The organism is Acinetobacter sp. 8I-beige (assembly GCF_902505955.1).
Taxonomy (GTDB): Bacteria; Pseudomonadota; Gammaproteobacteria; order Pseudomonadales; family Moraxellaceae; genus Acinetobacter; species Acinetobacter johnsonii.
Genome location: NZ_LR732792.1, coordinates 1,166,163 through 1,181,637, shown reverse-complemented (window position 1 = coordinate 1,181,637; position 15,475 = coordinate 1,166,163). Strand labels below are relative to the sequence as shown.

Genomic DNA, 15,475 nt, shown 5'->3' with positions numbered 1-15,475 from the left:
AAGAGGTTTTTTATGCATATGCGACGTATTTTGTTGGCTTTTTCTTTTGCGGCATCGGCTGCTTCAGTAGCCTTCGCTGATTTGGTAGAACTCAATACAAATAATGCTTCTTCGGATCGAATTGAGCAATTGACACGCACTTTATCGGAAGGCGCTTATACCGAATCGAATGATATTGATATCCCTGCCGAAACGAAAATGTCCGTGAAACTACGTGAGAAAACGGTTGAGCTCAACAACGCTTCACTGGCGAAAAAATACGGTTCGGAATCCTCTGCAAAAAGTTTTTCAAATAATCCATATTCGTGGTTAGTGACACACCCGCTTCCAAGTGCACGTGTTAGCTCAAGTTACGGTGGCCGTACAATGAATGGTCGTGCTGAGCGCCACTCAGGTCTAGATCTTGCTGCGCCAAGCGGTACACCGATTTATGCGACAGGCCCAGGGATTGTGACCAAGTCAGGTTGGGGTACGGGCTATGGTCAATATGTTGAAATTAACCATGGCAATGGTTATATCACGCGCTATGCTCATGCATCACGTTTAATCGCTCGTGTTGGCGACCGTGTAGACGCGGGTGAACATATTGCTAATGTTGGTTGTACAGGTCGTTGTACTGGCCCACATTTACACTATGAAGTAGTTAAAGATGGTCAACGCAAAAACCCATCGACTTATCTAGCCATGTTGCCTTAATCCCGATTTGATTGATGATCCGAACTTACCGTTGGTCTGATGCTTGAAAAAGAAATACAGCTCTGACGAAATCTAAGTTAGCATCAAAAAACAGCATTAAATGTATAAAAAACCGCCTAAATTGGCGGTTTTTTGTTATCTTGGGTAACGAATGGTCAATGACTATTTAGTTGCTAAATAGTAGGGCTCAGCCATATTCAGCTGTAGCGATACTCTTATAGGACGAAAGTATGATACATATTAGCGTATAAGATTAGGATATCGAAATAGGTGAATTATGGCGTTTTATGGTGATACTGACGCGCAAGAAACGCAAGAATGGCAAGATGCGTTTGACTCCGTTTTACAACACATGGGGACTGAGCGTGCAGCTTTTCTACTAGAAAAACTGTATCAACAAGCAATCGCTAAACATGTCCCTATTCAGCGTTTAAACACGCCTTATTTAAATACAATTTCAGTGGCTGAAGAACCTGCAATGCCAGGCGATCAAGACATGGAGCGTCGTATCCGTGCGTTGATTCGTTGGAATGCGCTAGCGATGGTACTCCGTGCCAATAAAACGGGTGATGACTTAGGTGGTCACTTGGCAAGTTTCGCATCTTCAGCAACTTTATATGATGTCGGTTTTAACCACTTTTTCCGTGCCAATAACGACAACTTTGGCGGCGACATGATCTATTATCAAGGTCACTGTGCGCCAGGCATCTATGCGCGTTCATTCCTTGAAGGTCGTTTGACTGAAGAGCATCTAAACAATTTCCGTCGCGAAGTGGATGGTGTTGGCTTACCTTCTTATCCGCATCCATACTTAATGCCTGATTATTGGCAGTTCCCAACCGTATCGATGGGTCTTGGCCCAATCATGTCGATTTACCAAGCACATATTCAAAAATATTTGATGAACCGTGGTTTGATTAAAGAAGAAAATCGCAAAGTTTGGGCATACCTTGGCGATGGTGAGATGGATGAGCCAGAAAGCACAGGTGCAATTTCACTTGCGGGTCGTGAAAAATTAGACAATCTCATTTGGGTTGTAAACTGTAACTTACAGCGTCTAGATGGCCCAGTACGTGGTAACGGTAAAATTATTCAAGAATTAGAATCTTTATTCCGTGGTGCGGGCTGGCGTGTCATTAAAGTGGTTTGGGGTCGTCATTGGGACCCACTACTTGCAAAAGATAAAACTGGTGCTTTAAAGTCGGTTATGGAAGAAACACTGGATGGCGAATACCAACGCTTACAAGTGAAGGGCGGTGCATATGCACGCGAAAAATTCTTTGGTAAATACCCAGAAGCGGCTGAGTTGATTAAAGACTTAAGCGATGAAGATATTGATAATCTAAATCGTGGTGGTCATGACCCGTACAAAGTTTTTGCAGCCTATGCAGAAGCATGTACAGCCAAAGGTCAACCAACTGTAATCTTAGCGAAAACTGTTAAAGGTTATGGCTTGTCTGATGAAATTGAAGCAGTAAACAAAACGCATCAAATCAAAAAGATGCAGATTGATTCGTTGAAATATGTACGTGATCGCTTCAATTTGCCATTTAACGATGAGCAATTAGAAGAAGTGCCTTTCTATCGTCCAAGCGAAAACTCGCCTGAATTGAAATATATGAAAGCACGTCGTGAAGCACTAGGTGGTTACTTACCTGCACGTCGTAAAGAAAGTGAACAGTTGGCTATTCCAGAACTTTCTGTCTTTGATGCAGTATTAAAAGGCTCACAAGGCAAAGAACAATCAACCACCATGGTGATGGTTCGTTTAATCGCTGCATTGTTAAAAGAAAAAGCAATTAAAGACCGTGTTGTTCCTATTGTTCCAGATGAAGCACGTACTTTTGGTCTAGAAGGTATGTTCCGTCAGTTAGGTATTTATGCAGCCAATGGTCAGCATTACACGCCTGAAGACCAAGAACAGTTAATGCATTACCGTGAAGCAAAAGATGGTCATATGCTTCAAGAAGGCATTAACGAAGCAGGTGCAATGAGCGCTTGGGCAGCATTGGCAACCAGTTATTCAACCAATAACTTACCAATGATTCCAATGTACATGTACTACTCTATGTTTGGTTTCCAACGTATTGGCGACATTGCATGGGCTGCAGGTGATGCACAAGCACAAGGTTTCTTATTGGGTGCAACAGCAGGCCGTACCACGCTAAACGGTGAAGGCTTACAACACCAAGATGGTCATTCACATATTCTTGCGAACACGATTCCGAACTGTGTGTCGTATGACCCATGTTTTGGTTATGAGTTAGCGGTCATTGTGCATGACGGTTTACAACGCATGTACGTGAACCAAGAGCGTATTTTCTATTACTTAACGGTAATGAACGAAAACTACGAGCATCCTGAAATGCCACAAGGTGCTGAAGAAGGCATTAAACGTGGTATGTACTTACTTCAGAAAGATGAAAAAGCCACTGTTCAGTTGATGGGTTCAGGTGTGATTCTGCGTGAAGTCATTAAAGCTGCTCAAATCTTACGTGATGAATACCAAATCCATTCAAATGTATTTAGCGTAACAAGTTTCAATGAGCTTGCACGTGATGGTATGGCATGTGAAGAATATAACCGCTTGCATCCAATGAGCGAGAATGTGAAAGAGGCTTGGGTGACTGAGCAACTGCGCGGTACAGAAGGTATCGTGGTTTCTGCAACAGATCATATGCGTGCTTATAGCGAACAAATTCGTGCATATCTTCCAGACAACCGTCCATTCGTAGCATTGGGTACAGATGGTTATGGTCGTTCAGATTCACGCGCTAAATTACGTAGTTACTTTGGTGTAGATGCTGCACATATTGTGGTTGCCACACTGAAGAAATTGGCTAATGAAGGTGAAGTGGATGCACGCTTAGTGAAAGATGCCATCTCTACATTTGAATTAGATACAGATCGTCCAGTGGCTTGGGCTCCTCAAGCAACGCCATCTGTACACGCTGTAGCTGACTACAAAGAGGAGAAATAAGTATGCAAATTACAACTCCTGATATTGGTGTAGATAAAGCCGTTGTTGCTGAAATCTTAGTAAAAGTCGGTGATCGCATTAGTGTCGATGACAGCATTATTTTACTTGAATCCGACAAAGCTTCTGTTGAAGTGCCAAGCACTTCAGCTGGGGTGGTGAAAAGTATTTTGGTGAGCTTGGGTGACTCGGTTGCCGAAGGTGCAGCGCTCATTGAGCTGGAAGCTGAGGGGCAAACTGAAGCGTCAGCGGCACAAGTACAGGCTGAAGCTGTTCAAGTTGAAGAAAAGCCTGTACCTGCTACTGTTGCTCAAACGACTTCACCAGCTGCGACTACAGAATCACAAGTGATTGATGTGCAAGTACCAGACATTGGTGTGGAAAAAGCAACCGTTGGTGAAATTTTGGTGTCGGTTGGCGATCAAATTGACGTCGATCAAAGCATCCTTGTGGTTGAGTCAGACAAAGCGACGGTTGAAGTCCCGAGTACGATTTCAGGCACAGTGGAATCAATTAGCATTCAAGTTGGTGACAGTGTTAAAGAAGGCGTAGTGATTCTGACTGTAAAAACAGCAGCTTCAGTTGCACCAGTGACTGCTGAGCCTAAGCCAGTTGCAACACCTCAAGCCACTGAAACTCAGCCTGCTGAAGCGGCGCCACAAGCTGCTGCTGCGCCTGCAGATGCAGTTGAAATTGCAGTGCCTGACTTGGGTGTGGACAAAGCGGCTGTTGCTGAAATTTTAGTGTCAGTAGGTGATACGGTTGAAAAAGACCAAAGTATCATCGTGGTTGAGTCAGACAAAGCAACGGTTGAAGTGCCTAGTACAACAGCGGGTGTGATTAAAGCCATTCATGTTGCATTGGGACAAAATGTATCGGAAGGTGTGGCTTTGGTGACCATTGAAGCTGAGGGTCAAGCCCCTGTACCAGTGGCACAAGCGGTTGCTCAGACACCAGCGAAACCTACAGCTGCTCAAGCTGCAACTGTGCCAGTGGTAGCATCTACTGTACAGGCTGCACCAGCAGTTCAAGGTGCAGATAAGCTAACCAAAGAGCAAAATGCAGCCAATGCTAAAGTCTACGCGGGTCCTGCAGTACGTAAACTGGCGCGTGAATTGGGCGTGGTGCTGGCAGAAGTCAAAGCCTCTGGGCCGCATGCACGTTTAATGAAAGATGACATTTTTGCTTATGTGAAAGGTCGCTTAACCGCACCGCAAACTGCACCTGCTGCGACGGTTGTTGCTGCCGCGGGCTTACCGAAACTGCCTGACTTTAGTGCGTTTGGTGGTGTAGAAGAGAAAGTGCTGACACGTCTGCAACAAGTCTCTATTCCGCAGTTGTCTTTAAACAACTATATCCCGCAAGTGACTCAGTTTGATTTGGCAGATATTACTGAACTTGAAGCTTGGCGTAATGATCTTAAAGGTAACTTTAAGAAAGATGGTATTAGCTTGACCATTATGGCTTTCATTATTAAAGCTGTTGCGTATTTACTCAAAGAAGAACGTGATTTTGCTGGTCACTTGGCTGATGATGGCAAGTCTGTACTCTTGCGGAACGAAATCCATATGGGCATTGCTGTAGCAACACCAGATGGTTTAACCGTTCCTGTATTACGTAATCCAGACCAGAAATCGATTAAAGACATTGCGGTGGAGCTTGGTGTATTGGGTCAGAAAGCACGTGATAAGAAGCTTTCGCCGAAAGATCTACAAGGTGCAAACTTCACGATTTCAAGCTTAGGTGCAATTGGTGGTACGGCATTTACACCACTGGTGAACTGGCCACAAGTCGCAATTTTGGGAATTTCTCCAGCGACAATGCAACCAGTATGGAATGGTCAAGGTTTCGATCCGAAACTGATGTTGCCGTTGTCATTATCTTATGATCACCGTGTAATCAATGGGGCTGATGCAGCGCGCTTTACCAATAAGCTGACCAAGTTGTTGAAAGACATCCGTACTTTACTGATCTGATGATCTAGCTTTTAGCCCTGTTGATTTCTTTTCTCAAAAGAGAGAAAAGCTGCTGGAAGTCCTGAAAAATACCTCAATAAAGACCCTGCTTCGGCAGGGTCTTTTGTATTTATAGATTGCCAAAAAACATATTTTCGCCTAACATGGTGTTACTTCATTGGGGAGTAGCCGCTGTTCCTAAGAACAGGTGATGATCAACATATTTGCTCTAAAACGAGCATGGTCATCATAGCAAAGAACCAAATGAGCTTCTAAAGAGCTTTCTTTTGTTGGCAAGACCTTTGATTTACCACTCTGCAGATTTTTGGCTAGCAGGAGCGGTGAGTCATTGGTATTTGTTATGCTAGCCAGAGAAAGACATCATGTATGAATTCCTCCTCTCCACAGCCATCGTGGCTTTAGCTGAAATGGGCGATAAGACCCAACTGCTCGCATTGTTGCTTGCTGCACGTTTTCGTAAACCCGTCCCAATTCTATTGGCTATTTTGCTGGCGACCATTATTAACCATGGTGTCTCTGCTGTTTTAGGCCAATGGATCACCACAGTTTTAAGCCCTGATGCGCTGATCTGGATTCTCTCGATTGGTTTCATTGCTATGGCAGGTTGGATGTTAATTCCTGATCAGTTGGATGATGAGTCAGGCAGCATTAAGAAATGGCAGAAACTTGGGGTATTTGGTGCAACGTTTGTGTTGTTCTTCTTGGCCGAAATTGGAGATAAAACCCAAATTGCTACCGTGGCTTTAGCTGCACGTTTTGACAGTATAGTTTGGGTGATGTTGGGTACGACTTTAGGGATGATGTTGGCTAATGCGCCAGCGGTCTTTATTGGCGATAAGTTGGCGACCAAGTTGCCAATTGCCTTAATTCATAAAATTGGTGCGGCCATTTTCTTGGTCATTGGTATTGCGACACTTGTACAGCATTATTTCTTCTAATTTATCGTAAAAAATAAGAATCCCGACTTAAAAAATCGGGATTTTTTATTGAGAAATGATCTTCAATTTATTGATATATCAAATGATATTGGTCGCAAATGCATTGTAAGTTTGTGTAAATCCATATATGTTGTAGGTATTAAAAAGTCTTTTAAGAAAAACAGCATTTTGAGGGGATGGGCATGGCATTTGACCGCACAACGTCACAGGTTTTATATGATGATGGCACACATAAGTGTATTAGCTTTACCAGCTTGGTCAAAGGAGAGGGTGTACAGGCAAATCAGTTTTTAATTATTGACCATGAGCGTGCTGCGGTCTTAGATCCGGGTGGTGATTTAACCTATGTGCCGCTGACCATGGAGTTGAATAAATATACGCGTTTGACCAATCTTGATTTTGTAATGGCCTCACACCAAGACCCCGACATTATTACCTCAATGCCGCGTTGGTTGGTCTATACCGAAGCGAAAGTGGTGGCTTCTAAACTTTGGGCGCGCTTTTTACCCCACTTGAACTCTGCTTTTATGAGTGAGCGGATGAAAGGTAACTGGCTGGATCGTTTGGTGGAGCTACCAGACCACGGTCAGGTGATTACGTTGGGGCAGTCTTCGATTATTGCTGTGCCTGCGCATTTTTTACATTCGGTGGGTAATTTTCAGTTTTATGACCCAATTGCCAAGATTTTATTTTCAGGCGATATGGGGGCATCGATGGTGGACGATGCCTCAAAACCTTTGGAAAACTTTGCTGCGCATATTCCTAAAATGAAAGGGTTTCATCAGCGCTATATGTGCAATAACAAAGTGATTCGTTTATGGGTCAATATGGTCCGCACGATGGATGTCGAAATGATTGTACCGCAGCATGGTACACCGTTTATTGGGCAAGAGCAGATTCATCAATTTTTAGACTGGATTGAGACTTTGGAGTGCGGTACCGACTTGATGGATGAGAGTGTTTTTACCTGTCCAACTTAAGTGACAAAATAGTCGTAAATTTTGCTTGTTTGGCAACCACAATTTTTTTAATATTTTCTTCCAAAAAAAGTTTTTTGAAAATGAGAATATAAAGGATGTTGTCTCAAGTTCCAACGGAAGATGCCTGTTTAAGCTGCGGGGCATGTTGTGCCTTTTTTAGAGTCTCATTTTACTGGGCTGAAGGCATCTCCATGCCTGAACATTACACAGAGCCAGTGACGGCTGTGTATTCATGCATGGTTGGAACCAATCAAGCCAGCCCACGCTGTATCGCACTGCAAGGCATCATTGGTGAACACGTGAGTTGTGGGATGTATGAACAGCGTAGCTCTTCATGTAAAGAAGTTCAAATCGCTGATGATCAATGCAACAAAGCGCGACGTGCGCACAATATGATTCCATTTGTGCAATTGGAAGCGAGCATTCCTGTCAACGATGAAGGTTTTGATCAAGTGTGTTAATCGGTAAAAGCAGAGTTAAGGCTCTGCTTTTTGAGTTTTAGAACGTCAATTGAACCCATCTCAAAACAAGAAATAAAAAAATAAAGGTGAAAATGAAGGTCTCAAATAAAATATAGGTTTTATCACTTTATTTTCTAAGATAAAAAAATAAATTTTCAATTGAAATGAAATTTAAGTTCATATTTGTTTATAATAGCGCACGGAAATTACCAGTGAGACTGCCATGTTGACCATCGTTCAAGACGCGTTAACTTTTGATGATGTCCTATTACTCCCTGCCTATTCTACTGTTCTCCCAAAAGATGTCTCATTAAAGACACGATTCACGCGCGGCATTAATTTAAATATCCCCCTTGTTTCAGCAGCAATGGATACGGTGACTGAATCACGTATGGCGATTGCGATGGCGCAAAACGGTGGTATTGGTATTTTGCACAAGAACATGGATATTGCTGCACAAGCTGCAGAAGTCCGTCGTGTGAAAAAATTTGAAGCAGGAATGGTGAAAGATCCAATTACTGTGACACCTGAAACCACAGTGCGCGAATTGATCTCGATTACTCAAACCAACAACATCAGCGGTGTGCCTGTTGTGAAAGATGGCAAAGTGGTCGGCATTGTCACAGGTCGTGATACACGTTTTGAAACGAACCTTGAGCAACCTGTAAGCAATATCATGACTGGTCAAGACCGCCTTGTGACGGTTCGTGAAGGTGAGTCGAAAGAAAACATTCAAGCATTGCTACAAAAGCATCGCATTGAAAAAGTTTTGGTCGTTGGAGAACACAACGAACTCAAAGGTTTAATTACAGTCACTGACTTCCGTAAAGCGGAAAGCTATCCAAGCAGCTGTAAAGATGACCTTGGTCGCTTACGCGTAGGTGCTGCAGTCGGTACAGGTGTAGAAACACCAAGCCGTGTAGAAGCTTTGGTTGAAGCGGGTGTAGATGCGATTGTCGTAGATACGGCGCATGGTCACTCTGCGGGTGTGATCGAGCGTGTACGTTGGGTGAAAGCGAATTACCCACAGGTCCAAGTGATTGGTGGTAACATTGCAACAGGTGATGCGGCATTGGCACTCCTTGATGCTGGCGCAGATGCGGTCAAAGTCGGTATCGGTCCAGGTTCAATTTGTACCACGCGTATTGTGGCGGGTATTGGTATGCCGCAGATTTCTGCGATTGACAGTGTGGCTAATGCACTGAAAGATCAAATTCCATTGATCGCAGATGGTGGTATTCGTTTCTCTGGCGACATGGCGAAAGCGATTGGCGCGGGTGCGAGTACGATTATGGTCGGTTCACTCCTTGCAGGGACTGAAGAAGCGCCAGGTGAAGTGGAATTCTTCCAAGGTCGTTACTATAAAGCGTATCGTGGTATGGGTTCATTGGGCGCGATGGCAGGCGCAACAGGTTCTGCGGATCGTTATTTCCAAGACTCTAAAGCAGGTGCTGAGAAACTTGTTCCTGAAGGGATCGAAGGTCGTGTGCCATACAAGGGGCCAATGGGTAACATTGTGCACCAGATGATGGGCGGTTTACGTTCTTCTATGGGTTATACGGGTTCATCTGTGATTGAAGATCTTCGTCAAAATGCGAAGTTTGTGAAAATTACTTCGGCAGGTATGTCTGAGTCACATGTTCATGACGTAACAATTACCAAAGAAGCACCAAACTATCGCGTTGGCTAATAAAGTTATACGAATTGTTGAATGTAAAAGCCGTCATTTTTATGACGGCTTTTTCGTTTTGGTGTAAAGTGTCGTGAGTAAAAAAGTGATGATTTAGATCACCATTAAGAAGTGAGTAGAACATGAGTTATTTTGGTACCGATGGTATTCGCGGTAAGTTTGGCGTCCTCCCTATTACCCCTGAATTTGCCCTTAAATTAGGCTTTGCAGCAGGGAAAGTTTTAAAACGCCACAGTAAAAAATCAAAACCATTGGTAGTACTCGGAAAAGATACACGTTTATCCGGTTATATTTTAGAGTCGGCATTGCAAGCAGGTTTAAATGCGGCAGGGGTTTATGTACATTTATTGGGCCCATTACCAACCCCAGCGATTGCACATTTGACTCGTGCTTTACATGCAAGTTTGGGCATTGTGATTTCAGCATCACATAATCCTTATTTTGATAATGGGATCAAGTTCTTTTCCAGTGAAGGTAAGAAGCTACCAGATGCTATTCAAGAAGAAATTAATCAAGAACTTGAAAAAGAATTAGTGATTGAAGACACGGCAAACTTAGGTAAAAGTGTCCGCGTAAAAGATGCCAATGGCCGCTATATTGAATTTTGTAAATCCACATTTCCATACCATTTAGACTTGAATGATTTAACCATTGTGGTGGATTGCGCCAATGGTGCTGCATATAACGTGGGTCCATCGGTCTTTCGTGAGCTCGGCGCCAAGGTCATTGCCATTCATAATGAGCCTAACGGTGTAAATATCAATGAGCAATGTGGTTCGACCCATCCTGAGCATTTGCAGCAACTCGTAGTGAAACACAAAGCTGATCTGGGGATTGCCTTTGATGGAGATGCAGACCGCGTTATTTTAGTAGATAAAAATGGCAAGCTGATTGATGGCGATCATATTTTATATATCTTGGCGACACAAAGTGCTAAAAAGCCTGCTGGAATAGTTGGTACCTTGATGTCAAACATGGCTTTAGAGTTGGCATTGGATAAAGCGGGTGTGGCGTTATTACGTGCCAAAGTGGGTGATCGCTATGTCCTACAAGGCCTAGAAGAAAAAGGTTGGGTCATTGGTGGTGAGCCATCAGGGCATATCTTAACCTTGGATAAAAGTACCACGGGTGATGCCATTATTGCGGCTCTACAAGTCCTTACCGTGATGGTCGAGCAGAAGAAAGCGCTGCATGAATTGGTTGCTGACTTTAAGCTTCTACCGAATGTGTTGGTGAATGTACGTTTAGAGGCGATGTTTGACCCTTATGCTGTGCCTGCTTTGGTGGCTGAATTTGATAAAGCCGAGCAACAACTTAAAGGTCGTGGTCGTTTGTTGATTCGTAAATCAGGTACTGAGCCTGTGATTCGTGTCATGGTGGAAGGGGATGATCTCGATGAAGTCAGCACTTTAGCCCATGCATTGGCTGATGCTGTACGTGCGAACGCGGCTTAATTGGGAGTGAAAAATGAGTGATTTAATTAAAGATCTCAGCGAGCTTCGTTTAAGTTACCAAAAAGGTGAGCTGCGTGAAGATCGAGTAGAAACCCATCCACATGCTCAGTTCTTGCTTTGGTTTAATCATGCCCTAGAAGCACAATTACACGAACCTTATGCCATGTCACTAGCAACAGCAAGTGCGCAGGGTCGGCCGCATGTGCGAACGGTATTGCTGCGCGGTGCAACTGAAGCAGGTTATGATTTTTATACCAATTATGACAGCCAAAAAGGCAATGATTTGGCTGAAAACCCATATGCAGAGTTACTGTTTTATTGGCAAGAGCAGGAACGTCAGATTCGCATTGGTGGTAAAGTGGTCAAAATTTCTGAAGCAGAATCGACGGACTACTATCATAAGCGTCCACGAGATAGCCAAATTGCAGCACATATCAGTACACCACAAAGTGGTGTGATTGAAAGCCGTGAAGTCTTGCAACAACGTTTTGAGCAATTGCAAAGCCAAGTTGAAGGTAAATCAGAACTGAATAAACCTGTCTTTTGGGGTGGCTACCGTCTTGAGCCTGACTACTATGAGTTTTGGCAAGGGCGTCCGAACCGTTTACATGACCGTTTAAGCTATGAAAAACAGCACGATGTTTGGGTGTTGAAGCGTTTGATGCCATAAATGTCAGCCATTGAAATTAAGCAAAGACCCTTTATTACCTGTCCTGAATTATTTCAGGACATTCCTGCGTTTATTGCAGAAATTTTAGCCCGCCGTGGGGTGGCGTCAACGCAGGAGCTGGAGTTAAAGCTCAAGCATTTACTGGCCCCTAGTCTGAAAGGCTTAAATGAAGCGATTCAGTTGATGGATGCTGCAATTGATCAGCAACACAAAATTGTCATTGTAGGTGATTATGATGCAGATGGTGCAACCAGCACCGCTTTAATGATTTTGGCTTTGCGAGAAATGGGGGCGCAGGTAGAGTATCTGGTTCCAGATCGCTTTAAATATGGTTATGGCTTAACGCCTGCGATTGCGGATTTAGCATTTACCAGCTTTACACCTGATTTATTGATTACCGTTGATAATGGTATTTCCAGTCATGACGGCGTGAAACAAGCGCAAGATCATGGTATGCAGGTGATTATTACCGATCACCATTTGACCACCAAGCCGACTCCCAGTGCCCAAGCGGTAGTGAATCCGAACCAGTTGGGGTGTGATTTTCCAAGTAAAGCCTTAGCTGGGGTGGGTGTGGCCTTTTATGTCTTGGCTAACTTATCGACCTATCGTAAAAAACTAAATAAGTCTTCGACACTCATGAGTCAGTATTTGGATTTGGTGGCCTTAGGCACCTATGCCGATGTTGCGAGTCTTGACTATAACAATCGCATCTTGGTCGATGTTGGCCTGAAGCGCATTCAACAACATTTATGTCGTCCCGGCATTAGTGCTCTACTGGAGATTGCGGGGCGAGAGGCTGCAAGTTTAAAAGCGCAAGATTTGGGGTTTGTACTGGGACCACGTATTAATGCGGCAGGTCGTATGGAAACCATGGATATCGGGATTGAATGTCTATTGGCACAGGACTTTGCCTCTGCCTATCCATTGGCAGAACAACTGAATCAGCTGAATGTGGAACGTTGTCAAGTTGAAACCACGATGAAACAAGAGGCCTTAATAGCCTTGGATCAAATTCAACTAGATGATACGGTCTTACCCGCGGCTTTAATTATGTTCGAGCCGCATTGGCATCAAGGGGTGATTGGCATTGTTGCGGGGCGTTTAAAAGAACAGTTTCATCGTCCGAGTATTGTGTTTGCTGCAGATGAAGATGGGATACACATCAAAGGTTCAGCACGTTCGATTGAAGGAGTGCATATCCGCGATGCCATTGAGTGTGTTGCTGAGCAACATCCACATTTGATCAGCCACTTTGGTGGGCATGCTGCGGCAGCGGGTTTAACCATTCAAAAAGTCCATTTTGAAGAGTTTAAGCAGGCCTTTGAAGTACTGATGGCAGCTCAGGATGAAGGTTTATTTACGGCGACTTTATGGACCGATGGCGAGTTAGCTGCACAGAATATTCAAGTTGAAACGGTAGATCTTCTACAGCAGATTAGCCCATGGGGGCAAAAGTTTCCAGCGCCTATTTTTGAAGGAAATTTTCAAATTTTAGATTTCCGCTGGCTGAAAGAAGTGCATTTAAAATTACGTGTTGCTTTAGACAATGGACAGGTCGTGGATGCCATTGCTTTTAATGCGGCGGACAAATACCAGTTCAATGAGATGAACCATCAAATTCGTTTGGTCTATGAGCTGGATAAAAATGAATTTCGTGGGAATGTCAGCGTACAACTTCGCATTTTGCATTTAGAACAACATTAAAAAAACCGCTCTATAGAGCGGTTTTTTTAATAGATTTTAGTTGCAATTAGAAGCGGAATGTACCATTGATACCGTATGAATCAGCATCTTCCGTTGTTGTGTAGTTCAAGCCAACAGCAATAGCAGGCGTAAAGAATTTTTGCGCGCGAACAGCCCAAACAGTGTCAAAGTCATCGAATGTTGTATCCATAAATGAAACACCAACACTTAAGGTTGGATCGATATATAAATCGGCACCTAAGCGGTAAGCAGTTTCATCGCCAAAGTATGTTGCACCTTCAAAATTGGTAAAATGGTTACCAATTTGAGTCACATATTTAGCGCGTAAGGTCACAGCTGTATCATCTGCTACTGCGGAGATATTTGAGAATGTATCAATGAAGCCATTTTTTGAAACATACATTGGATCAAGATTTTCTTTGGCTACACCAGCCGCAATGAGTAGCCCATCGACAGGCAGGTAACCTGCTTCTAATGCATAACCCACATTATCATCTGATGCTTTACCAAATTCACTTTCAACCGTTACTTCAGCGCGGTTGAGGCTACCAGAAACATAAAATTGAGAGTTTGGGATGAAAAATTCACCATTTAAACCGACTGTGTCAATTTCTAAATCGGCGCCGTCTTCATCAATACTTGAGTTCGCATAACCAAGACCAATGTTGCTTGCTTTGCTTAAAAAAGCAGCCTCTGCAAGTGGCGAATTTTTAGTGTTCACTCCATTTAAGTAGTACTTGCCACTGATGCCAAAAGTATCAAGGTCTTCACTGTCACCATCAAAGCTTGTATTTTCGTAGTTTGCATTGATTTCCGCTTGGTAAGCATGTGCAGTCCCGAAGCTCGCAATAAGTGCGGTAGTAAGTGCAAGTTGTTTAAGCATTTTAGAGGTTCTCTCTTTGTTATAAAAATATGACTGTTCTATGACAGTTGTAACGAAGTGTACAAAAAAGTAGCAGGGAGTCAATCTTTATTTATAACAATGCTTTATGAGAGGGCAAAAAGCCCATTCGAAAATGGGCTTTTTGTATGTAAGGTTTTATTGACTGGTCTTAGAAACGGTATTTCGCAGCTACACCGAATTTGTTGTAGTCGTTGTTGCCAACTTCACCAAAGCCAACACGGCCTTCAAGGCTGACTTGTGGAGTAAAGAATTTACGGGCATTGATACCAAATTCGCTAGTATCACTTAAGTCATTGCTGTAATAGTCAGCACCTAAGCTTAAAGTTTTATCGATGAAGTAATCGCCTTTAAGATTGTATTCATCAAGATCACCAAAAGCTGCGCCTGCTTCTAAGTTAATGTCTTTACCATTGCTCAGTGTGGTCACATATTTAGCACGTAAAGTTGGATCGACACCGTCGTTATAGTCGTTGTCATAACCTTTTAAACCCGCAGCAATTAATAAGCCTGGTGCAGGTAAATAACCGACTTCAGCGCTATAAACGGTGGTATCAAAGTCACCGCCATTGTCAAAAGAATAATCATCACGACCCACTTTACCACCTAGGTAAAAGTCTGAGTTCGGGATGAAAACTTCAGCACCGACGCCATATTGATGACGCTCATCATCACCGACTTCGTCGTATTGGTATTTTGCGTTAACGTTACTTGCACGGTCTAAGAACGCTGCTTCTGCAAGTGGCGCATTACGTGTTTGAACTGGATTGAAATAGTATGTGCCATCTACGCCAAAAGAGCCGCTTGAACTACCGTTGTCTGGATCAATTAAGCCAGCTGAAGCACCCACCTCTGCTTGGTATGCATGTGCAGTACCTGTGATCGCTAGAGCGGAAAGTAATGCTGAAGCAATTGCTAATTTTTTCATGGTATGTACCCCTCGTAAGTGGACCCGTATTTCATTAATTTTTTGTTACAACTTCAGTCTAGGGCAAAATAAAAAAGCGTCAACTAAAGGAAAGTTA

General features: G+C 43.4%; 12 protein-coding genes and 1 riboswitch. Of the genes, 10 read left to right on the top strand and 2 right to left on the bottom strand.

The genetic code is table 11. The features are described 5' to 3' along the window. Positions 1-12 precede the first annotated feature (12 nt). From GVX98_RS15965 to recJ, 10 genes are all read left to right on the top strand, one after another. A complete protein-coding gene (locus GVX98_RS15965; RefSeq protein WP_125280667.1) occupies positions 13-696 on the top strand; it encodes a M23 family metallopeptidase in 684 nt (227 codons plus the stop codon). Positions 697-973: 277 nt separating this feature from the next. After that, positions 974-3,676, top strand: coding sequence for a pyruvate dehydrogenase (acetyl-transferring), homodimeric type (gene aceE, locus GVX98_RS15960; protein ID WP_159128630.1), 2,703 nt, complete (start codon positions 974-976; stop codon positions 3,674-3,676). A gap of 2 nt (positions 3,677-3,678) precedes the next feature. Next, entirely contained in the window at positions 3,679-5,649 is a 1,971-nt protein-coding gene (locus GVX98_RS15955; RefSeq protein WP_159128629.1) for a 2-oxo acid dehydrogenase subunit E2, read from the top strand. Between the two features lie 147 nt (positions 5,650-5,796). After that, a riboswitch (yybP-ykoY riboswitch) is annotated at positions 5,797-5,935 on the top strand. Positions 5,936-6,011: 76 nt separating this feature from the next. Then, a complete protein-coding gene (locus GVX98_RS15950; protein WP_062031969.1) occupies positions 6,012-6,587 on the top strand; it encodes a TMEM165/GDT1 family protein in 576 nt (191 codons plus the stop codon). A 182-nt stretch (positions 6,588-6,769) separates the two neighbouring features. After that, positions 6,770-7,567, top strand: coding sequence for an MBL fold metallo-hydrolase (locus tag GVX98_RS15945; RefSeq protein WP_004691719.1), 798 nt, complete (start codon positions 6,770-6,772; stop codon positions 7,565-7,567). Between the two features lie 95 nt (positions 7,568-7,662). After that, entirely contained in the window at positions 7,663-8,028 is a 366-nt protein-coding gene (locus GVX98_RS15940; RefSeq protein WP_159128628.1) for a YkgJ family cysteine cluster protein, read from the top strand. Between the two features lie 223 nt (positions 8,029-8,251). After that, positions 8,252-9,718, top strand: a complete 1,467-nt coding sequence (guaB, locus tag GVX98_RS15935) for an IMP dehydrogenase (protein WP_159128627.1) — start codon at positions 8,252-8,254, stop codon at positions 9,716-9,718. Between the two features lie 122 nt (positions 9,719-9,840). After that, positions 9,841-11,172, top strand: coding sequence for a phosphoglucosamine mutase (glmM, locus tag GVX98_RS15930; protein WP_159128626.1), 1,332 nt, complete (start codon positions 9,841-9,843; stop codon positions 11,170-11,172). Between the two features lie 13 nt (positions 11,173-11,185). Further along, positions 11,186-11,842 (top strand): pyridoxamine 5'-phosphate oxidase, encoded by a 657-nt coding sequence (gene pdxH / locus GVX98_RS15925; protein WP_159128625.1) that lies wholly within the window; start codon positions 11,186-11,188, stop codon positions 11,840-11,842. Beyond that, positions 11,843-13,549, top strand: coding sequence for a single-stranded-DNA-specific exonuclease RecJ (gene recJ, locus GVX98_RS15920; RefSeq protein WP_159128624.1), 1,707 nt, complete (start codon positions 11,843-11,845; stop codon positions 13,547-13,549). It abuts the gene before it with no gap. A gap of 46 nt (positions 13,550-13,595) precedes the next feature. Here recJ and GVX98_RS15915 read toward each other — a convergent pair whose 3' ends face one another. Together GVX98_RS15915 and GVX98_RS15910 are read right to left on the bottom strand one after the other, a co-directional pair. Next, a complete protein-coding gene (locus GVX98_RS15915) occupies positions 13,596-14,432 on the bottom strand; it encodes a putative porin (protein WP_062031986.1) in 837 nt (278 codons plus the stop codon). Positions 14,433-14,601: 169 nt separating this feature from the next. Further along, positions 14,602-15,378, bottom strand: a complete 777-nt coding sequence (locus tag GVX98_RS15910; RefSeq protein ID WP_005401517.1) for a putative porin — start codon at positions 15,376-15,378, stop codon at positions 14,602-14,604. Positions 15,379-15,475: the final 97 nt, after the last annotated feature.

Coding starts and splice junctions, on each gene's coding strand:
- GVX98_RS15965 (WP_125280667.1), top strand. CDS start 13: ATGCATATGCGACGTATTTTGTTGGCTTTTTCTTTTGCGGCATCGGCT.
- aceE (WP_159128630.1), top strand. CDS start 974: ATGGCGTTTTATGGTGATACTGACGCGCAAGAAACGCAAGAATGGCAA.
- GVX98_RS15955 (WP_159128629.1), top strand. CDS start 3,679: ATGCAAATTACAACTCCTGATATTGGTGTAGATAAAGCCGTTGTTGCT.
- GVX98_RS15950 (WP_062031969.1), top strand. CDS start 6,012: ATGTATGAATTCCTCCTCTCCACAGCCATCGTGGCTTTAGCTGAAATG.
- GVX98_RS15945 (WP_004691719.1), top strand. CDS start 6,770: ATGGCATTTGACCGCACAACGTCACAGGTTTTATATGATGATGGCACA.
- GVX98_RS15940 (WP_159128628.1), top strand. CDS start 7,663: ATGTTGTCTCAAGTTCCAACGGAAGATGCCTGTTTAAGCTGCGGGGCA.
- guaB (WP_159128627.1), top strand. CDS start 8,252: ATGTTGACCATCGTTCAAGACGCGTTAACTTTTGATGATGTCCTATTA.
- glmM (WP_159128626.1), top strand. CDS start 9,841: ATGAGTTATTTTGGTACCGATGGTATTCGCGGTAAGTTTGGCGTCCTC.
- pdxH (WP_159128625.1), top strand. CDS start 11,186: ATGAGTGATTTAATTAAAGATCTCAGCGAGCTTCGTTTAAGTTACCAA.
- recJ (WP_159128624.1), top strand. CDS start 11,843: ATGTCAGCCATTGAAATTAAGCAAAGACCCTTTATTACCTGTCCTGAA.
- GVX98_RS15915 (WP_062031986.1), bottom strand. CDS start 14,432: ATGCTTAAACAACTTGCACTTACTACCGCACTTATTGCGAGCTTCGGG.
- GVX98_RS15910 (WP_005401517.1), bottom strand. CDS start 15,378: ATGAAAAAATTAGCAATTGCTTCAGCATTACTTTCCGCTCTAGCGATC.